A 19,615-nucleotide genomic window follows, 5' to 3' on the forward strand; every position below is an offset into this window, starting at 1 on the left:
CATCAGATCGCCAACAGAGCGACGCCAAAGGGGATGTCCGGATATGACCGAAGACCAGACCTGAGCGACCGAGACGGGACCGGCGATGCAGGCGCGCGCCCGCATCGGCCCTGCGCTCCTCACCCACGACACATCTAATGACCGGCGGCCCGGACGGGCGACCGGCACGGCCTCTCTGCGCCCGCAAAATTCAGCGCGCAGGGGCCAAACAACACAAATACATGGGAGAATTCAGATGCCTGGCAACCGCCATTTCCCTTCGCCACGCGCCCGCATTCTGGCGTGCAGCAGCCTTGCCATGCTGGCCGCTGCCGGATGGAGCGCGCCCGCTCTGGCCGAGCAGGATGCGTCCGCCGCTCCGGCCTCGCCCGGCGAAATCGTCGTGACCGCGCAATTCCGTTCGCAACGCCTGCAGGACACGCCGCTGGCCATCACCGCCATGGATTCCAGCGCGATCCAGCAGCGCAATCTGGGCAGCGTGCTTGATGTTGCGGGTTTTGCGCCCAATGTGAATATCCGCCCCGGCGGCTCGGCCTTTGGCCCGGCGGCGCAGGTCTATATCCGCGGCATCGGGCAATATGACAGCAGCTTTGCCTTTGAACCGGGCGTTGGCATGTATGTTGACGATGTGTTCCACGGCACGATGCTGGGCTCGATATTCGACCTGCTCGACCTCGACCGGGTGGAAATCCTGCGCGGGCCGCAGGGCACGCTGGCGGGCAAGAATTCCATCGGCGGCGCGGTCAAGCTCTACTCGGCCAAGCCCACGGGCAGCGGGCATGGCTATATCGAGGCCGGTTATGGTGCTTTCAACCGCATCGAATTGAAGGGCAGCGCCGATTTCGCGCTGGTGCCCGATCAACTGTTCCTGCGCGTTTCAGGCGTGTCCAAGATGAACGACGGCTATCTGACGCGGCTTGACTATGGCTGTCTCAACCCGACGAGCGGCGTGCCTGCGGCCACGACGAATGCAGGCTGCAAACTGGGCACAGAGGGCGGCAAGAATATGCAGGCGGGCCGCGTGGCGCTGCGCTGGGTGGCCTCGGACCGGCTGGAGGCCAATCTGGTAGCCATGGCGACCGAGGACCATTCCGAGATCGGCGCGAGCAAGCTGCTCTCGCTGACCACCTCGCTCTCGATGCCGACCGGCACCAATCCGGCCCAGTTCATCACTGCGCCCAATTCCTATACCAATTACGCCACCTATCTGAACCTGCCCTTCACCGATGCCAAGGGCAGCCATGGCGCATCTTATATCGATCCGGTCAGCAAGGTGAGCGGGCGCGAGATCTACGGCACGATCGACTATAAGCTGGGCGATGGGCTCTCGCTCAAACTGATCTCGGCCTATCAGCGCTATAAGGGCAGCTATGGTTCCGACCTTGATCTGACCCCCTATTCGACCAATTCGGCCAATTACATCTATAATCACGAACAGTTCACGCAGGAAATCCGCCTCAACGGCTCCTCGCTGGACAATCGCCTCGATTGGACCGTGGGCGGCTTCTATTACAAGGCCACCAGCCGGTTTGGCGGCGTCACCTTCATCGCGCCGGGCACGGTGGCGCAGAACTTCTATGTCACACAGGACCGCATCCCGGCGCGCAGCATTTCCGGCTTTGCCCATGCATCGTATAAGCTGACCGATGCGCTGACCCTGACCGGCGGCATCCGCTATACCGATGATCGCAAGACCTATACCTATGGCCGCCTCAATCCCTATGACGTGTCGCAACCGGCCTATACGGTGGCGGGCGCGATCAACGGCGTGACCGGCCAGTTTGCCGCGACCCGCTGGGATTATCGCGCCAATGCCGAATATCGCTGGTCCAAGGCCGTGATGACCTATGCCCAGTTCTCGACCGGCTATAAGGGCGGCGGCGTCAATCCGCGCCCCTTTGCCCCCGAACAGGCGGTTTCCTTCAAGCCCGAAACGCTTGATGCATGGGAAATCGGCGCCAAGACCGACCTGTTTGACCGCGCGCTGCGGATCAACCTTTCGGCCTTCTTCAACAAATATCACGACATCGTCTTTACCAATGTTTCGCCCACGGCCAACAGCGTGACCAATGCCACGCCGGTCAATGCGGGCAATGCCGATATGAAGGGCTTAGAAGTGGAAGTGACGGCGCGGCCTGTCGCGGGCCTGACCATCGACGCTTCGGCCAGTTGGCTTGATTTCAAGCTGACCCGGATCGGCGCCGCCGGGGCCACCATCGTTGGCATCACGACCAACAATCGCGCGCCCTATGCGCCGGAATGGAAACTTGGGGGCGGCATTCAATATGCCTTTGCGCTGGGCAAGGCGGGAACCGTCACGCCGCGCTTCGACGTGAATTATCAGTCCTCGTTCTTCTCGAACATCGACAACAATCCGCTGGCCAAGGTCGATGGCTATGTGCTGGCCAATGCCCGCATCGCCTTTGAGGACGCCAGTCGCGACTGGCAGCTCTCCTTCTCGATGACCAACATGTTCGACAAGTTCTATTATCTGAACAAGATCCGCTATCCGATCGGCATCGTGGTGGGCCAGCCCGCCATGCCGCGCGAATGGAAGATCAGCCTGCGCCGCAGCTTCTGATCCGGACAAGGCCGGGCAGGCAGGGAAACATTCTCTGCCTGCCCGGAGCCACCCGTTAGAGCCATTTGCGCCATTTGAACCACAGATAGGGGATCAGCGTCGTCACCAGACACAGGGCAAGAGCCATGGGATAGCCCCAGGGCCAGGACAATTCGGGCATGTTATGAAAATTCATGCCATAGATCCCGACAACCAGCACGGGCGGAATCCCCGCCACCGAGGCCACGGTCAACACCTTGACCACATCATTCTGCTCGATGCTGATCAGGCTGTTGGCCGCGTCCTGAAGGAACTGTGTCCGGGCCGACAGGCTGGCCTCGAATTCATCAAGCGAGGCGATGTCATGGATTGCGGCCTGAAGCCGGACAACAAGGCCGTCATCGAGATGATCCTTGTAGCGGTCCGCCATGAAGGAGGCCATGCGGCCGATGCTGAGAAACATATAGCGCACGCGCGAGGCCCGATCATAGGCCCGGCCCAGCTTGATGATCGAATGGCGCAGGATCGCGGTTTCCCGGCTTAGGCCCCGCGCATCAAGGTCGGTATAGAAGATCGTGCGCGAGACCGAGGCGATCATTTCCGAGACATGTTCAAGCTGATCGGCCGCGCGATCGACCAGTTCCTCCAGCAGCCGGACCAGAACGCCCGCCGGGGTCGGCTCAGGATGCGATTTCAACGCTTCGGCTACGGTGTCAAAGGCCTTGATATGGGCAAAATGGGTGGTCACCAGCACATCGCGTGTCAGGACAAAACCGGCGGGCGCCATCACCCATCGCTCGCCATCCGAAGGCGCCATCAAAGGGGCGCTCATATTCAGCATATCATCATGAAGGCGCAACCGGCTCGAACTCTCGATCTCCTGCAAGGCTTCCAGCGTCGGCACGCGGATGCCATAGCGGTCATGGATCTCGCGGCATTCGCCCTCGTCGGGCTCGCAAAGGTCGATCCATACGCCGCCAATGCCTTCAACCGCTTCGCTCATGATAGTCTTCATCGGGGCGCTTTCATCCTGACATTGCTTTGGCAAAACAATGCTTCAAGTGCCCCAAGGCTCCACGCATCGCAACCGTGTCGACGCAGCCCGAGCTAGACCCGCAAGGAGGCAATGGCGTCGAACATATCCTTCACCGAATTGCTGTTGGCGTTGACAAGCGATTGTAATTGCAGTCCGTCGGCGATGGCAATCAATTGCCGGGCGCTGGATTCCGGGCTGACGCTTGCCTTTATCGTGCCGCCCGCCTGCTCTTCGCGGATGCGTTGCGCCAGATTGACGGCCACCTTGTCGAAACGCTGTCTGAAGAATTCATGAGCCGGATGGGCCGGATCGACCGCTTCGGCTGCAAAGTTGAGATAGAGGTGGACCACGCCGGGAATGGCGATGTTGCGCCGCAACTGTTCGGCAAACCTATCCAGCGCGGCGATATCGGGATGCACCGCCGCCCGCGCGTCCTCGTCCCAGCGCATGATGACGCTTTGCAGCAGATCCTCGCGGCTGTTGAAATAATAGAGTATATGCGCAGGCTCGATATTCAGCGCCCGGCCGATCTCGCGCAGCGAGGGATTGCGCAATTCCTGCCGGGCGATCTTCTCCATCAGGCCGTTCAGGATTTCCTCCCGCCGCGCCTTTGGGCGAAGCGCCGACCAGGGCCGGGCCGACACGCTTTGACCTCCCCCGCCGCGGTGAGGCCAGATCTTCCTGTGCGGCCCGATCCATGCTCACCCAGCCGCCGCGATGGCCATGGCAAGACAGGCATCGTGATCCCATTGCCGCAGGATCGCGCCGCCCGATGCCTCATCAGATAAGGCCAAGGCAGAGCGAAACACGGCGCGGTGGGCGCTTTCATAGATCGTGGGTTGCTCGGTGGTGCGATCCTCGGAAATGTGGAAGCCGTTGGCTGGCCGCGCCGCCGGGTCGCTCCACAGGTGCAAACTGGCGCTTTCCGTTCGGCCATGCAGCATCAGCCGATGATGGGCCTTGCCCGCCCGGCTATACACCGCCGTCAGACGCAGCAAGGCGCTCTCCTCGCCATGACGCGCCCGCACCGTGGCCAGCGCGCGCTGAGTATCGGCGGCGGCGTGCTGCACCGCATCAGGCACAAAGCCTGCCACCCGGGCCAATCGCAATTGCTGAAGCACCAGATCGCCCATCACCGCCTTGCCTTGGCCCGTGATGGTCGCGGCCGTATAGACCCCATCCAGCCCGGCGCGAAAAGGCGCCACGGCGGGATTGTCAGCATGGGTTTCGCTTAAGGCGATGCGCGCGCCGATCCTGTCCGCCATGGCAATAGTATCGTCCAATCGCCCCGCCGCGCCGACTTGCGGATCGATCACGATAAAGCGCTGCTTCCCAGCTTCCATCCGCGCCCGCAACCGCGCAGCCCAGTCATCCTGACCGCCGATCAGCACGATATCCCCGCCGCGCTCCGCCCATTGCACCGAAGCGGGCAGCGAAGCGGCCAAAGCCCGCGACCAAACGCCCGCCAACCCATCGCATTCCAGTTTCACAGATGTCATTGCCCCGCTCCCTTCTCGATCATGGCCGATGCCTGTTCGGCAATGGCCAAGGCGAAGGCGAAATCCTGCACAATCTCGTCCGGGGAGGGCGGGGGCGCTTCGCCTCGCATCATCGCGGCGATCGCCCGCCATTCCCCGGCATAGCCGTTCTCGGCCAGCGGATGCTGACTCGTGACCTGCGCCGGGGTGGCGAAACTGGCTTGCCCCGAACCTGCCATGACGAAGGAAGGCGTGAATTCGGCATGCGCCTGCCAATCGGGCGCGGTGGCGCTCAGCGTCCATTCCGGGCGCCAATGGCCATGCATGAAGGCAAACATATCCACCATCTGATCCCCGGCGCGCAGGGTGAGCATATAGCCAAAGGGCGCGAGGCGGACCGCATGCAGCACCTCCGGCGAGGAAGCATCGACCAGCAGGCGCCGCACCAGCGGCAGATCGTGAATGGCCAGCCCCATGATCGCGCCATACATCATCATTGCCTCGGTGCGCTGGGCCGGGGCGGGCGCGGGCATCGGCAGGATCACCTCGCTGGCCCAGTCGTCAAAGCGGCCATTGGGCGGCAGGATGATGCAGGAACGCACCAGCGAGGGCGGGCTGTACTGCGCCTTCACCTGTTGGGCCATAAAGCGCCACGCCGGATCGAACAGATGCATCGCGCCCACCACCACCATGCCGCCGGTTTCCCTTGCCGCGCGGGCAATCGCCTCGGCCTCTGCCAAGGTGGCGCAGAGCGGTTTTTCCACCAGCACCATCGCTTTTCCCGCATGAAGCGCGGCGATGGTCTGGGCGGCGTGGAACGCAGGCGGACTGCCGATGACCACCGCCTCGACGGCAGGATCAGCCAGCATCGCATCATAGGTCGGGGCGGCGCAGGCCCCGCAGGTCCGCGCCGTGGCCTCGGCCAGATCGGCATGAAGGTCCCAGATCGCGCGTACCGCGAAATCATCGGCCAGCGCGGCCAGCGCGGGCAAGTGGATCGAGCGAGTCACCAATCCCGACCCGACAATTCCCACGCCCAGCAGGCGATTGGGTTCAGACACTTGTGTCATGATATCCATCCTCAACGCTGTTCGGGCAGCGCGAAGGCCGAATAACCCGACCCGGCGGGCGCCTTGGGATTGCGCGCGTTGCTGGTGGCGATCACCACGAACTGGCGGCCATGGACCATATAGGTGATGGGCGTGGCCACCCCGGCCTGCGGCAAGGTGGCCTGCCACAAAACCTTGCCCTTGGCCGCGTCATACGCGCGCAATTGCCGGTCATAGACCGTTGCGCCGATGAAGAGCAGCCCGCTGGCCGTGACGATCGGGCCGCCGTAATTTTCGGTGCCGGTGGGCGCCTGCCCCGCCTGCATCAGCGCCGGATATTCGCCAAAAGGCACCCGCCACAGATATTCGCCGCTGTTCATGTCGATGGCGCTCAAGGTTCCCCATGGCGGGGCCACGGCGGGATAGCCATCGGCATCAAGGAATTTGCGATAGCCGGTGAAGACATAGCGCGCCAGATTGGTCTTGCCGACGCTGGCCATTTCGTTTTTGCGGGTATCGCCCTGGCGCAGATAATCCATCAGCCCCGTCATCTGGGGCGCCAGATGGGCAAAGCCGGGCATCCGCCCCTTGCCCTTCATGATGATGCCCGCGATTTCGCCTTCCAGCATTCGGTTTGCCACGCCTTCGAGCGAGGGGAAATTCGGCGGTGATCCCTTGCGGTCAAGCCCATGACAGGCCGCGCAATTCTGCTGATAGGTGGCCGCGCCCTGATTGGACGAGACTTTCGCCAGCGAACCCGTCCAGGCCACATCATTGGCGTTGATGTAAAGGATGCCGCGCCCGCGCGCGATGGCCTGTCCGCCCCATTCGGCCCCGCCGTCAAAGCCGGGAAACACGACTGTTCGCTTGTCCACCGCCATTGGGGCAAAGGGGCCGTCGCTGATGAAACTGGCAAAGGCCTTGGCGGCCTCGTCATGGGCGGCGGGCGTGCGGTTGGTCAGCATGTCCGCGCTCAGGCGCTGGCGCGAATAGGGCGCGGGCAGGCTCGGCATCGGCTGGGTCGGCGAACTGGCCTCGCCGGGCACGAGACTATGCGGGATGGGTTTTTCCTCGATGGGGAACAAGGGCTTGCCTGTCACCCGGTCGAACAGGAACAGCACTCCGTGCTTGGTCGCCTGAGCCACGGCGTCCACCATGCGCCCGTCCCGCTTCACTGTCAGCAGGACAGGCGGGCTGGGCGGATCGCGGTCGAGAATATCGTGATGCACCAGTTGGAAATGCCAGAGCCTTTTGCCCGTGCGCGCATCGAGCGCCACCAGCGAATTGGCATAGAGATTGTTGCCCTTGCGGTCGGCCCCGTAAAAATCGCTGACCGCCGATCCGGTGGGGGCAAAGACGATCCCGCGCGCCTCGTCCACCACCATGCCTTGCCAGTTGTTGGCGCCGCCTGCGGTCTTCCAAGCCTCCTTGGGCCATGTGGCATAGCCTGCCTGTCCGGGGCGGGGAATGGTGTGGAAGGTCCAGCGCAGGCGGCCCGTGCGCACATCATAGGCGCGGATTGCGCCGGGCGCGCCGGGCGCGCTTTCAGCGGTGCGAAAGCCCACGATGGCCAGATCCTGCCAGATCGTGGCGGGCGTGGTCAGCGCCACGGCCACCTGATCCGCCGCCCGGCCCAGCCCCGCGCGCAGATCGATCCGCCCATGATTGCCAAAGCTGTCCAACGGGGCGCCCGTTTCCGGATCAAGCGCATGAAGATAGCTGCCCGCGCCGACCAGCAGGCGCTTCTCACGCCCCTGAGTCCAATAGCTCAGGCCCCGCACCGGCTGGAGATTGGCATCGGGCAAGGCCCGCCGCCACAATTCGCGCCCCGTTGCGGCATCGACCGCCAGAACCGTCTGGTTCGGCGTCATCGCATAAAGCACGCCCGCGATCACCAGAGGCGTGGTCTGAAGCCCGCCCTCACCGGTGTCGATCCGCCATGCCGGGGCCAGCTTGGCCACGTTCTCAGGGGCGATCTGCGTCAGGTCGGAATAGTGATCACCGGCCGGATTGCCATGATAAAAGGCCCAGTCGCCCGTCCCCTGCCCCGATGCGCCGCCCGCCAGCAGGGCCAACGCGAGAGCAGCCCCGCAAACATGCTTGCGCCTCCATTGCGGGGCCAAGATTTTTTTGCCGGCACCCTCATTCATCCTCTTCCTCCCTCGGCTGTTGTTGTTTATTTTTAACAAGGTTAAAAAATAAGGCCAGAACAAAATTTCGGCAAATCATCCAATCAAATGACTGTTTCTCAGTCACAATTTGACCAAGCCCTCATCCGAATCAGACGCCGCAAGGCCGCGCAAAAGGAAGGTCGAAGAGAGAGAATGCCGAGTCGGCCAGAGAGGAAGATGATGTCTGACGCGACCCTATCCGCAAGCATGCCACGCCCCGTCAGCGGCGGTTTCATGGCGCTTTACGCCTTTACCCAATATGCCCATTGGCTGGCGATCCTGACCCCGGTGACGATCACCATCGCCATGCGGATCGGCCAGATCGCCCCGCCGGATCAGAAGAGCGCCTATCTGGCCACGATTATGTCGATCGGGGCGCTTTTCGCGATGGTGGCCGCGCCTATCTGGGGCGCGATTTCAGATCACACCACGGCGCGGATCGGGCGGCGCAAATTCTGGATCGTGGCGGGTTCGCTGTTTCTGCTGACCGGCGTGATCATCTTGGCGCTCAGCACCTCGATCTGGCTGTTCGGCCTTGGCTGGATCATATGCCAGACCGGGTCGAACGCCGCGCAGGCCGCCATCAGCGCGATTCTGCCCGATCAGGTGCCGCTGGAACAGCGCGGGCGCATGTCCTCCTTTCTCGGGCTGACCACGGTCTTTGCGCTGGTTTCGGGCACATTCATCACCCAGTTTACCCATCAGAACAGCATGGCCATGTTCATCGTGCCCTGGCTGCCCTATCTGGTGGCGGTCTTGCTGGTACTGCGCTTTTTGCCCGATGCGCCTTCGCATTCCACCGATGGCATTTCGCTGGCCACGATATTTTCGGCCTTTCGGGTCAATCCGTTTCGTGATCGCGACTTTGGCCTTGCCTTCTCCTGCCGCTTTCTTTTGACCACCGGCAATTCCTTTGCCCAGACCTATCAGGTCTTTCTGCTGATGGATGTGATCGGTCTGGCAACGCATCAGGTGCCGGGCGCGATGTTCACCATCACCTCGTCCGTGGCGATCATCGGGGCGATTCTTACACCCTTGGCGGGCGTGCTGGTGGACAAGACCGGGCGGATGAAGCCGCTGGTCTTTGGCGCGGGCCTGCTGGCCACCGCAGGCCTGCTGGCTATCAGCCAGACGACATCGCTGCCCCCCTTTATCGCCGCCATGATCGTGCTGGGGGCGGGCAAGAGCGTGATCTATGCCCTGACCACGGCGCTGGGCGCATCGGTCCTGCCTGACCGGGCCGGCGCGGCCAAGGATATGGGCATCATCCAGATCGCCAGCAGCTTGCCGCAATCGCTGGCCCCGGCCATCGCGCCGCTGTTTCTGTCCATCGGCGGGGGCCATTCCAATTACGAGGCCGTCTTTATCGCGGCCGCCCTGTTTGCCGCCGGGGGCACTCTTGCCATCCTGCCCATCCGTCATGTCAAATGATTGAAAGGTTTCACTTCCATGGATGCTGATCTCGATGCGCTTGCTCAACGCGAAAGCGATCTGATCTTGCCCCGCTTCTCCAATGATGACGCGTGGTGGCTGGGCTGTTTCCTGCGCGATGCGGGGGCGAGCTGTCAGGCGCCCATCGCCATCGACATTTCCGTCGGGCCGACCACTTTGTTCACCGCGCTGCTGCCCGGCGCCACGGCCGACAATCTGGGCTGGATCAAGCGCAAGGTGGCGATCGCCTGGCGCTATCAGAAGTCCAGCTATCTGATGAACCAGAAGTTTGCCGGGGGCGAGAACATGTTCGAACGCTTCGGCCTTGACCATGCCACCTATGCGGCGGCGGGCGGGGCGGTGCCGATCCGGGTGGCGGGCGTGGGCATGATCGGCGTGGTGGCGGTGTCCGGCCTGCCGCAGCTCGATGATCACTTGATGGTGCTCGATGCGCTGGGCGCCTTGCAGAACAAGCAAAAGGGAGAAGCATGATGGGTGATGAAGAGGGCTTTCGCCCGCTGTTCGATGGCGAGACACTGGCGGGCTGGCGGGCGATCCCGCGCATCTATGGCCGCCGCCATCCGGGCGGGCCGACCGTGACCGACATGTGGATCGAGCGCGGCATTCCCCTGCCCGTCGAGCCGGAAAAGCACCCCGCCCACTGGTTCGTCGAGGACGGCTATATTGTCGGCGAACAGGAATTTCCCGGCAGCGGCTATGGCGGCTATCTGATCACCGAGGAGACCTTCGGCGATTTCGAACTGGTGCTGGAGGCGCGGCCCGACTGGCCCGCCGACACCGGCATCATGGTGCGCCGCCAGCGCGACAGTTGGGAAGGTTTCCGGATCCTGCTCGACCACCGGGAAAGCGGCGGGATCGGCGGGTTTTTCGGGCAATGGTCTGGCCTCGTTCATGGCTGCGCCCTTCAAAATCAAGGCCCTTCGCAACGAGGCGGGCGAGGTGATCGGGATGCAGGCCGACACGCCCGAAGATTCACAGGAGCCCTTGCAGCCCGAACAACTCGCCCGCCTGTCCTATGCCGCCGATGTTCAGGATTTCCTGAAAGCGTGGAAATGGGGCGAATGGAACGAGATGAAGATCCGCGTGGTGGGCGCGATGCCGGTCATCACCACATGGGTCAATGGCGTGAAGATTGCCGAACTCAACACCGCCACGATGCAGGCGCCTGATTACGATCCGAACGCCATTCTGGGCCTGCTGGGCACGCGGGGGCATATCGCGCTGGAGGTGCATGACAACGATCCGATCTTCAAGGATTCGCGTTGGGGCCACGGGGGGCAATGCCGCTGGCGCAATATCCGCATTAAGGAGCTTTGATGGCGCCTTGCGGCCCGATGGAGCACGGTTCATCGCCCCCATCGGGCCGCTCGCCCCGTAAGATGTCCGGGGCCTGCATGCACTCCAAGCGCGTAAATCTGCGGTACAGCGAGAAAGCGTGAACTTTGCCGCATGAGCACGCGAAACCCATCCAGCGCCTTTACGCGCCGCGGCGTTTGCGGCGGCCTTGCGGGGCTCTCGATCTTGCCGCTGGCGCGGGCGGCAGGCGCAGATGCCGCCGGTTTTGGCCCGCCTCAGATCTTTTCATGGGAAGCGCTGATTGCACATGCCCGGGCGATGGCGGCCAGACCCTATCAGCCCGAAGCCGCCGCACCGGGCGCACATGGCATCGATTTTGATGCCGCCGGCAAGCTGACCTACGGCCCCGCCCCCATACTGGCCGGAACAGTGCGCCTGCTGCCGGTCAGCCGCGATGCACCAATCCCGGTACGGCTGAATTTTGTCGAGGATGGCCAGGCGCGCCGCCTGCTGTCGGGCAAAGGGATGTTTGCCCATGGCGGTTCGGCGGCTCCTGCGGGGCTGCGCGTGCTCAACCCACGCGGCGATGGCGATTGGCTGTCTTTTCTGGGCGCTTCCTATTTTCGTACCGCCGGGGCGCAAAACCAATATGGCATTTCCGCAAGAGGCGTCGCGGTTGACACGGCTTTGGCCCATGGCGAGGAATTTCCGCGTTTCACCGAGTTCTGGATCGAAAATCAGGGTGATGCCCGCGTGCTCATCCATGCGCTGATCGATGGGCCAAGTCTGTCAGGCGCGATGCGGATCGACAGCACCAACACGCCGGGCGGGGTGGTTCAGGATGTCACGGCCGTTTTTGCCCTGCGCCGCGATATCGGGCGGCTGGGCATAGCCCCTGCCTCCAGCATGTTCTGGTATGATCAGAATTCACCCGCACGCACCGGCGACTGGCGGCCCGAAATTCACGATTCCGACGGTCTGGCCGTCGTTGCGGCCAATGGCGAGCATCTGTGGCGGGCGCTGCGCAACCCGCGCGCGCCTCGCACCAATGCCTTTGCCCTTTCCGATCCGCACGGGTTCGGCCTGATGCAGCGTGATCGCCGTTTCAGCGATTATCAGGATGACGGGGCCTTTTATGATCGCCGCCCCAACCTCTGGGTAGAGCCCATCGGCAACTGGGGGCCGGGGGCCGTGATGCTCTACGAATTTCCGACCGTTTCGGAAACCACCGATAATATCGCCGCCTTTTGGGTCAGCGACATGCCGATGCGAGCGGGTGGATATCATGAGTGGCGCTACCGGCTGCACTGGATATCGCACGATCCCTCGGCGGGCGCGGGCGCGCATCTTGTCGATCAATGGAGCGGCGCGGGCGGCATACCAGGTGCCATCGGGCGACAGGATACACGCAAGCTGGTGTTCGATTTCGAAGGGGACAATCTGGCGGGGCTGGACCGGTCAAGCGGAGTTGAAGCCGTAACCAACCTGCCCCCCGCCGCTGTTGCGGCACAGGCCGCCTATCCGGTTGTCGGGGCCGCGCGGCGTTGGCGCGTCACAATTGATATTAGGCCCGCCGCCCTTGCGCAGAGCGAATTTCGACTTTTCCTAAGGCACAAGGGCGCGGCACTATCCGAAACAATTATCGAGCCTTTGGCCGATCTGCCCGCCTGAAGCCATCATTGGCGCCCCCCACGTCTGGCCCGGAATTGGCCCCATCACGCGTCATCGTGGAAGATGCGGGCGGTTTTCCGGCGCTTTGGTTCTCTTCGATCTTGCGGCGAACATTTTCCTTGCGGCGGTCTCTTATCATCATCCTGTCCTCTGGCTGTGTCGTCCTGTTATGGAAAGGGACCAAGGCGCCAAAGGATGCATGTGCGCGGCTCTCCATCGCGCAGCAGGCCGATCAGACCTGCAGGTTTTGGGACGAGCAGCGATTTACCCCGTTGTATGGACAGCCCATTAAAGCCAAAACCTGCCACGAACGAGCCGCGATCGGAGAGGCGCCATGGCAGATCAGGAAACACCATCAGAGCGGATCGACGCCAAACTGGCCGGTCTGGGCGATTGGAGAGGCCGGGCTCTGGCGCATCTGCGGATGCTCATCCATTGGGCCGATCCCGATGTGGTGGAATGCGTGAAATGGATCAAACCTTCCAATCCTTCGGGCGTGCCGACATGGGAGCATGCAGGCATCCTTTGCACCGGGGAGGTCTATAAGAACTACGTCAAGCTCACTTTTGCGCATGGCGCGGCGCTGGATGATCCTGAGGGGCTGTTCAACGCGGGGTTTGGCGGCGGGACGCGGCGGGCCATTGACCTGCGCGAAGGCGATCAGGTGAATGAGAAGGCGTTCGATGCGCTGATCAAGGCTGCAGTGGCCTTCAATATCGCCAAACAGGCAGGCAGAGGGCGTTGAAGAGAGGCTGCTAAAGATCCAGTTGCATCTGCGCCCTTTCGTTGCCCCTGTCGCGAACCGCCGCGATTTTCCCCTCTCTTTTGCGTGTCGTGGATCGTTTGCGGCTGCCATGCCGGCGCTGCACGCGATCCGCCTCTGCCCGCGCCTCAGCGGTGCCGCGCAGGGCTGCAATGGCCTGGTGGGCGGAGCGGGCCGCTGCGGCATGGTCAACAATGGGCGGGGGATAGTCAGGGCATAAGGCCCGCCGCTGATCGCGGTCCATCCTGTCGAGCGCATGCAGCCACGCAACGGGAACTTGCGAGAGTTCGGGTATCCACGCCCGGATGAACCGGCCCTGCGGGTCCTGATCGAACCCCTGTTTGACGGGGGAATAGATCCGCACTGTGTTGATACCGGTCTCGCCGGCCTGCATCTGGCATTGCGGCCAATGGATGCCCGGTTCGTAATCGATAAAGGCCCGCGCCAACACCAACCCGGCCTCCTGCCATGGCTGCCACAGATCATAGGCGGCAAAACTCATCAACATGGCGCGCATGCGAAAAGTCGCCCAGCCGGTAGCCTGCAACGCGCGCATCGCCGCATCCAGAAAAGGATAGCCGGTGCGCCCCTGTGCCCATGCCGCGAGGCGCGAGGGATCGGCCGTCCGGCGCAGTCCTTCATAACGGCGGGCAAAGGGCCTGAATTCGGCCTCCGGCTCGCTCTCCAGTTTCTGAATGAAATGGCAATGCCAGTGCAGCCGAGCCATGAAACTGCGCAGAGCCTGCCGCCAGTGACGCGCTTCCTTCGGCAAGGCGGCGTAGCGCTCGCGCGTTGCATGCCAGACTTCCCGCATCGAAATCGAGCCATAGGCCAGATGCCACGACAATCGTGAACAGGCATCAGGCGCGCTCAGCGGTGAGGACATGGCGCGGGTGTAATGCTCACCGCGCCGGAAAAGGAAACTCTCCAGCGTTGCCAGTGCCGCGCCGCGGCCGGCCGCCGCCGAGGCACACGCATCGTCGGGCGCCAGCCCAAGCGCCGCCGCGCCGGGCAAAACATCATGACCGGGCGCCGATTGCCAGACGATCGGGGGTATCGGCAGCACGGGCTGCTCCATCATCGCATCCCACGCAGCAGCCCAATGATCGCGGTTAAGGCCGCGCCCCCGGATCACGCCAAACTGGCGAAGTTCGACAAAGGCAACACCCCGCATTCGCGCCCATCCGCGCACAGCCCGATCCCGCGCGAAAGTGAAGCCATTGCCGGTTTCCTCATGCGCCCACAGCGCAAAGGGGCCGATATCGCGGCGCAGTGCTTCCAGTTCGGCCACGGCGTCGCCAATGCGCAGACACAGGCGGCCACCACGCCGAGCGATCGCCTTGGCCAGATCGGTCAGGCACGCGCGCCAAAACCGCCATTGCCGTGCCGAAGTATCCGCCCCTTGCCAATAGGCGGGCTCGACAATGACCAGCGCCACCACCGGCCCGGCCAGCGCCGCCTGATACAGCGCGGCATGATCCTCCAACCGCAGATCGCGCTTGAACCATACGACTTGCGGAATGGGGCAGCTGATCATCTTGACTCACCGACTGTGACCTTTGCCCTGCCACGGCAAAAAATAGAGTATTATTTCGCCAAGAAGCCCTCATCGCGACAAGGTGCCTCTTGGTGCAGGCGCGCGGCTAAACCCTGTCCTCATAGGGGCGCGCCGGTCAAAATCCTGCCTCTATCGCCAGACGCACCGCATCGGCCGCCGTGCGCACACCAAGCGCATGAAACATTGCCGCGCGATGCATCTTGATCGTCCGCTCCGATAAGCCCAGTTCATAGGCGATCTGTTTGTTGAGCCGCCCTCGCGCCATGGCCAGCAACACCGCGCGCTGGCGCGGGGTGAGCTGTTCGACCTTGTCGCGCGCCGTATTGGCCCGCACAGCGCCCGCATCATCGGGAATCTCCACCTGTGATCCCAGGAAATATTCCAGCACGCCTTCGCTGTCGAAAATGGGCGCGACCATCACCGCATTGCGGAACGGCTGGCCATTCTTGCGGTAATTGAGGATCTCGACCATCACCGGCCGTTGCTCGCGGATGCCCTCGCGCAGGGCCTCGATCAGTTCGGGTTCAGATCCCTGCCCGGTCAGAAAGCGGCAATTGCGGCCGATCACCTCGTCCCGGTCATAGCCTGTCAGCGCCTCGAAAGCGGCGTTGCATTCGATGATCGGGTTGTCCGGCATCCTGGGATTGCTGATGACGGCGGCCACGAGACTGCCCTTGATCATATCGGAAATAGCCATAGGCCGAAACGTTTCCCATCCGGCAATTGCCACCATCAGCATCGCCCTCGTTACGGCATACCCTTTAAGCCATGTTGCCGCGCTCGGCCCCCTGTCTAGAGAGGCAAATATGTCCAGTCATGACGCGAGCCAGATCGCGTCGCAGGGAGTCAGCCGATGAATTTTCTCACCTCGCTTCATTCCTGCGATGCCCTGCTCGACGAGCCGCACGAGGACACTCCTGTCTCCGATGCCCGCCCCGCCGTGCCTGAGCCCGTGCAGGAAGCCATTCGCACGCTGATCCGCTGGGCGGGCGATGATCCTGCGCGCGAAGGATTGCTGGACACGCCCGCACGCGTGGCGCGGGCATGGCGCGAATATTGCGGCGGCTATGGCGAAGATCCTTCCGTCCATCTGACCCGGCAATTTGAGGAAGTGGGCGGATATAACGAGATCGTCCTGCTCAAAGACATCCCGTTTCAGTCGCATTGCGAACACCACATGGCGCCGATCACCGGCAAGGCCAGCATCGCCTATCTTCCCCGCAATCGGGTGGTCGGCATTTCCAAGCTGGCCCGCGTGCTTCATGGCTATGCCCGCCGCCTGCAGATTCAGGAACGCCTGACCGCGCAGGTCGCGCAATGTATCTGGGACAATCTCCAGCCGCTGGGCGTGGCGGTGACCATCGAGGCGCAGCACGGATGCATGACCGGGCGCGGGGTGCGCACGCCGGGCGTAGGGATGGTGACCAGCCGAATGATGGGCACTTTCCTCGATGATCCCCGCAGCCGCAAGGAAGTACTCGCGCTGATGGGATATTGAGCGGGTGACGGCGATGCGGATTGTCATTCTCGGCGCAGGCATGTCTGGCCTCGCCTGTGCGCAGGCATTGGAGCAGATGGGCCATCAGGTAACCCTGTTCGACAAAGGGCGCGGACCGGGTGGGCGCATGTCGACGCGGCGGGTGGCGATGGGCGAAACCCATCTGTCATTCGACCATGGCGCGCAATTCTTTACCGCCCGCGAGCCCGCCTTCAGCGCTCAGGTCGAGCGCTGGCATGCGGACGGACTGGTGGCGCGCTGGTCCGCGCCGCAGGATGATGCCTGGGTGGGAACGCCCGGCATGAATGCGCCCATCGCCCACATGGCAAAGGCGCGTGATACGCGGTTTTCCAGCCACGCCATGGGTCTGGTGCGCGAAGGAGCGGACTGGCGGGTCCTCCTCAATGACGGCACGCGGCATGGTCCCTACGATGCCGCAGTGCTGGCTCTGCCGGCCGAGCAGGCTGCGGCTTTTCTGGGCACCTATGATCTGACCATGGCGGCTTGCGCGATTGCCGCACGTTCGCAACCCTGCTGGACCGCCATGATCGGTTTTGCGCAAAAGCTGCCGATTGGCCCTGATGTTTTGGCCCCATCCGGCCCGGTCGGCTGGGCCGCGCGCAATAGCGCCAAACCGGGACGCCCCGCCACCGAGGCATGGGTGGTGCAGGCCAGCCCGGTCTGGTCTAACCGGCATCTGGAGGATGAAGCCGCAGATGTGGCCGAACATCTGGCCGACTGGCTGGCTTGTCAGACCGGTGGCGTCCCACTTCCCGCGCGGCTTCATTTGTCGGCCCATCGCTGGCGCTATGCCAAAACCCAACCCTCGGTGAAGGGCGCCTTGTGGAATGCCGACCTGCGGCTGGGGGCCTGCGGCGACTGGCTGATGGGGCCAAGGATTGAACTGGCGTGGCTGTCAGGGACGAAACTGGCCGGGATGATCGGGATATGACGGCGGCGGCTTTTGCGCGCGGACCGTTTGACGCTGCCCGCCGCTCTCGCTAACGCGGTCGCGATGATTGCTTTGCTCTCCCCGGCCAAGACGCTCGATTTCGAGCGCAAATTGCCCCCGCTCGCCGTTTCGACCCCGCATTTTGCCACAGAAGCCCTCGACCTTGCGCGATCAGCCGCCGATCTGAGCGCCGAGCAATTGGGCAAGCTGATGCATATCTCGCCCAAGCTGGCGCAGTTGAACGTCGAGCGTTTCAACAATTTTGCCGATCAGCCCGAGCGTCAGGCGCTCTTTGCCTTTGCCGGCGATGTCTATACCGGCTTTGAGGTGCATACGCTCGATGAGGCAGGCGTGGCCTTTGCGCAGGACCATGTGCGGATGCTATCGGGCCTCTATGGGCTGCTCCGGCCGCTCGATGCCATCCGGCCCTATCGGCTGGAAATGGGCACGCGATGGGCGCCGGGCCAGAAGAAGCTGACCGATTGGTGGGCCGACCGGATCGCCAACCATTTGCGCGCGCAGGTGGAGGAAGAAGGTTCGGGCGCCGTGCTCAACCTTGCCAGTCAGGAATATTTCGCCGCCGTATCGGGGCAATTGCCCGGCTTGCGCGTGATCGAAGTCGAATTTCGCGAGGCAGGCCCCGATGGCCCCCGCTTCATCAGCTTTCACGCTAAGCGGGCGCGGGGCATGATGGCGCGATGGATGTGCGAACATCATGTCACCGATATTGACGCGATGCGCGGCTTTGACAGCGACGGCTATCGCTTTGACGCCGCCGAAAGTGAGGCCGACCGCTGGCGCTTCACGCGCGGCTGAGGCGCCCATGGCGGCGCGAAGACAATGCTTCGCGCCGCCATTCCGACGATCCTCAGGCCAGCGCCAGACTCACGCTGATATTGCCGCGCGTGGCATGGCTGTAGGGGCAGATCGTATCGGCCTCGGCAATCAGCGCCTCGCCCGCAGCGCGATCGACACCCGGCAAAGTGACCACCAATTCGACTGTCAGGCCAAAGCCTTTGTCCGAACGCGGGCCGATCCCGACGGTGGCATTGACGCTGGCGTCGGCCGGAACGCGCGGCAGGGCCTTGTCCTGCGAGGCGGCAAATTTCATCGCGCCAAGGAAACAGGCGGCATAGCCCGAGGCGAAGAGCTGTTCGGGATTGTTGCCCTGTCCATCGCCGCCCAATTCCTTGGGCACGGCCAGAGTCACGGCAAAGCTGCCGTCATCGGTGGCCGCCTTGCCGTCGCGCCCGCCGGTGGCCGTGGCGCTGGTTTTATAGCGGGGAGTGATCGTCATGGGATGTGCTCCTTATGGTGGGGCCGGGTAAGACGGCCCGCATCCTTGCCCTGATTGAGGATGCGGGCGTTGAGTTATAGGTTCAGATCTGCACCTGCCCGCCGTCAACAAAAAGTTCGATGCCGTTGATATAGCTGGCATCGTCCGAGGCAAGAAACAGGACGGCCTTGGCGATCTCCTCGGGTTGGGCAACGCGCCCGGCGGGGACCAAACTGGCCAGATAGTCCTTGGTTCCCTCGGCATTTTCACCAAACAGATGCGTGACGCCAGGCGTGTCGGTCAGGCCGGGGCTGATGGCGTTGACGCGGATGCGGCGGTCCTTGAGGTCGAGGATCCAGTTGCGGGCAAAGCTGCGCACCGCCGCCTTGCTGGCCGAATAGACGCTGAAGGCCGGATTGCCTGAAATGCTGACCGTCGAGGCCGTCAGCACCACCGAGGCGTCATCGCGCAGCAGGGGCAGCGCCTTTTGCACGGTGAACAGCACGCCTTTGACGTTGGTGTCGAACGTGCTGGCGTAATGCTCCTCGCTGATCGCGCCCAGCGGGGCAAATTCGCCGCCGCCCGCATTGGCGAACAGGGCGTCGATCTGGCCGTGCTGCTGCTGGACGGCATCATAGAGGCGGTCAATGTCGTTCAGATCCGCCATATCTCCGCGCACGCCGGTGATCTTGCCGCCAATGGCCTTGACCGCCGCGTCCAGCGCATCCTGACGGCGGCCGGTGATGAAGACCGATGCGCCCGCTTCGGCAAAAGCCTTGGCGGTGGCAAGACCGATGCCCGAGGTGCCGCCGGTGACGACCACGACCTTATTGTTGAAATCCTGTGCCATGTTGA

The 19,615-nt window shown here is 63.1% G+C and carries 18 protein-coding genes and 1 pseudogene; 10 read left to right on the plus strand and 9 right to left on the minus strand.

The window, feature by feature from the left end:
* Positions 1-235: 235 nt before the first annotated feature.
* Entirely contained in the window at positions 236-2,581 is a 2,346-nt protein-coding gene (locus tag GGR38_RS02875; RefSeq protein WP_183622473.1) for a TonB-dependent receptor, read from the plus strand.
* 55 nt (positions 2,582-2,636) lie between these two features.
* Here GGR38_RS02875 and GGR38_RS02880 read toward each other — a convergent pair whose 3' ends face one another.
* The 5 genes from GGR38_RS02880 to GGR38_RS02900 form a co-directional block, all read right to left on the minus strand.
* Entirely contained in the window at positions 2,637-3,563 is a 927-nt protein-coding gene (locus GGR38_RS02880) for a magnesium transporter CorA family protein (protein WP_246404199.1), read from the minus strand.
* A gap of 104 nt (positions 3,564-3,667) precedes the next feature.
* A complete protein-coding gene (locus GGR38_RS02885; RefSeq protein WP_183622477.1) occupies positions 3,668-4,240 on the minus strand; it encodes a TetR/AcrR family transcriptional regulator in 573 nt (190 codons plus the stop codon).
* A 57-nt stretch (positions 4,241-4,297) separates the two neighbouring features.
* Entirely contained in the window at positions 4,298-5,095 is a 798-nt protein-coding gene (locus tag GGR38_RS02890; RefSeq protein WP_183622479.1) for a hypothetical protein, read from the minus strand.
* Positions 5,092-6,144, minus strand: a complete 1,053-nt coding sequence (locus GGR38_RS02895; RefSeq protein WP_183622481.1) for a Gfo/Idh/MocA family protein — start codon at positions 6,142-6,144, stop codon at positions 5,092-5,094. The genes GGR38_RS02890 and GGR38_RS02895 overlap by 4 nt, the downstream gene beginning before the upstream one ends.
* A gap of 11 nt (positions 6,145-6,155) precedes the next feature.
* On the minus strand, positions 6,156-8,273 hold the full coding sequence (locus GGR38_RS02900) for an outer membrane protein assembly factor BamB family protein (protein ID WP_183622483.1): 2,118 nt from the start codon (positions 8,271-8,273) through the stop codon (positions 6,156-6,158).
* Positions 8,274-8,474: 201 nt separating this feature from the next.
* Here GGR38_RS02900 and GGR38_RS02905 point away from each other — a divergent pair, with 201 nt between their 5' ends.
* The 6 genes and pseudogenes from GGR38_RS02905 (at position 8,475) to GGR38_RS02925 (ending at position 13,458) form a co-directional block, all read left to right on the plus strand.
* Positions 8,475-9,725 carry an MFS transporter gene (locus tag GGR38_RS02905; protein ID WP_183622485.1) on the plus strand — a complete coding sequence of 417 codons (1,251 nt, stop codon included), beginning with the start codon at positions 8,475-8,477 and terminating at the stop codon, positions 9,723-9,725.
* An 18-nt stretch (positions 9,726-9,743) separates the two neighbouring features.
* Positions 9,744-10,217, plus strand: a complete 474-nt coding sequence (locus GGR38_RS02910) for a heme-degrading domain-containing protein (RefSeq protein ID WP_183622487.1) — start codon at positions 9,744-9,746, stop codon at positions 10,215-10,217.
* A pseudogene (locus tag GGR38_RS24610) lies at positions 10,217-10,537 on the plus strand (3-keto-alpha-glucoside-1,2-lyase-like domain-containing protein); the annotation flags it as partial. The gene GGR38_RS02910 and the pseudogene GGR38_RS24610, both read left to right, overlap by 1 nt.
* Positions 10,538-10,637: 100 nt before the next feature.
* A complete protein-coding gene (locus GGR38_RS24395; RefSeq protein WP_281379352.1) occupies positions 10,638-11,063 on the plus strand; it encodes a 3-keto-disaccharide hydrolase in 426 nt (141 codons plus the stop codon).
* Positions 11,064-11,195: 132 nt separating this feature from the next.
* Positions 11,196-12,713 carry a glucan biosynthesis protein gene (locus tag GGR38_RS02920; RefSeq protein WP_183622489.1) on the plus strand — a complete coding sequence of 506 codons (1,518 nt, stop codon included), beginning with the start codon at positions 11,196-11,198 and terminating at the stop codon, positions 12,711-12,713.
* 334 nt (positions 12,714-13,047) lie between these two features.
* On the plus strand, positions 13,048-13,458 hold the full coding sequence (locus GGR38_RS02925) for a DUF1801 domain-containing protein (RefSeq protein WP_183622491.1): 411 nt from the start codon (positions 13,048-13,050) through the stop codon (positions 13,456-13,458).
* Between the two features lie 10 nt (positions 13,459-13,468).
* Here GGR38_RS02925 and GGR38_RS02930 read toward each other — a convergent pair whose 3' ends face one another.
* Complete coding sequence (locus tag GGR38_RS02930) at positions 13,469-15,013, minus strand: FAD-binding domain-containing protein (RefSeq protein ID WP_183622493.1); 1,545 nt, start codon at positions 15,011-15,013, stop codon at positions 13,469-13,471.
* A gap of 136 nt (positions 15,014-15,149) precedes the next feature.
* Complete coding sequence (locus GGR38_RS02935; RefSeq protein WP_183622495.1) at positions 15,150-15,731, minus strand: PAS domain-containing protein; 582 nt, start codon at positions 15,729-15,731, stop codon at positions 15,150-15,152.
* A 156-nt stretch (positions 15,732-15,887) separates the two neighbouring features.
* On the opposite strand from GGR38_RS02935, the gene folE reads away from it, so the two are divergent.
* The 3 genes from folE to yaaA all read left to right on the plus strand — a co-directional run bounded on the left by folE (position 15,888) and on the right by yaaA (position 18,300).
* Entirely contained in the window at positions 15,888-16,532 is a 645-nt protein-coding gene (folE, locus tag GGR38_RS02940) for a GTP cyclohydrolase I FolE (protein WP_183622497.1), read from the plus strand.
* Positions 16,533-16,545: 13 nt separating this feature from the next.
* A complete protein-coding gene (locus GGR38_RS02945; RefSeq protein ID WP_183622995.1) occupies positions 16,546-17,484 on the plus strand; it encodes an NAD(P)/FAD-dependent oxidoreductase in 939 nt (312 codons plus the stop codon).
* A 63-nt stretch (positions 17,485-17,547) separates the two neighbouring features.
* The gene (gene yaaA / locus GGR38_RS02950; protein ID WP_183622997.1) at positions 17,548-18,300 is read left to right on the plus strand and encodes a peroxide stress protein YaaA; all 753 of its coding nucleotides are present in this window, start codon (positions 17,548-17,550) and stop codon (positions 18,298-18,300) included.
* A 52-nt stretch (positions 18,301-18,352) separates the two neighbouring features.
* Here the strand turns inward: yaaA and GGR38_RS02955 are convergent, their stop codons facing one another.
* Both GGR38_RS02955 and GGR38_RS02960 read right to left on the minus strand, forming a co-directional pair.
* Positions 18,353-18,781 (minus strand): organic hydroperoxide resistance protein, encoded by a 429-nt coding sequence (locus tag GGR38_RS02955; protein WP_183622499.1) that lies wholly within the window; start codon positions 18,779-18,781, stop codon positions 18,353-18,355.
* A gap of 82 nt (positions 18,782-18,863) precedes the next feature.
* Complete coding sequence (locus GGR38_RS02960; RefSeq protein WP_183622501.1) at positions 18,864-19,610, minus strand: SDR family NAD(P)-dependent oxidoreductase; 747 nt, start codon at positions 19,608-19,610, stop codon at positions 18,864-18,866.
* Positions 19,611-19,615: the final 5 nt, after the last annotated feature.

Origin of the sequence: Novosphingobium sediminicola (assembly GCF_014196525.1) — a bacterium.
Taxonomy (GTDB): domain Bacteria; phylum Pseudomonadota; class Alphaproteobacteria; order Sphingomonadales; family Sphingomonadaceae; genus Novosphingobium; species Novosphingobium sediminicola.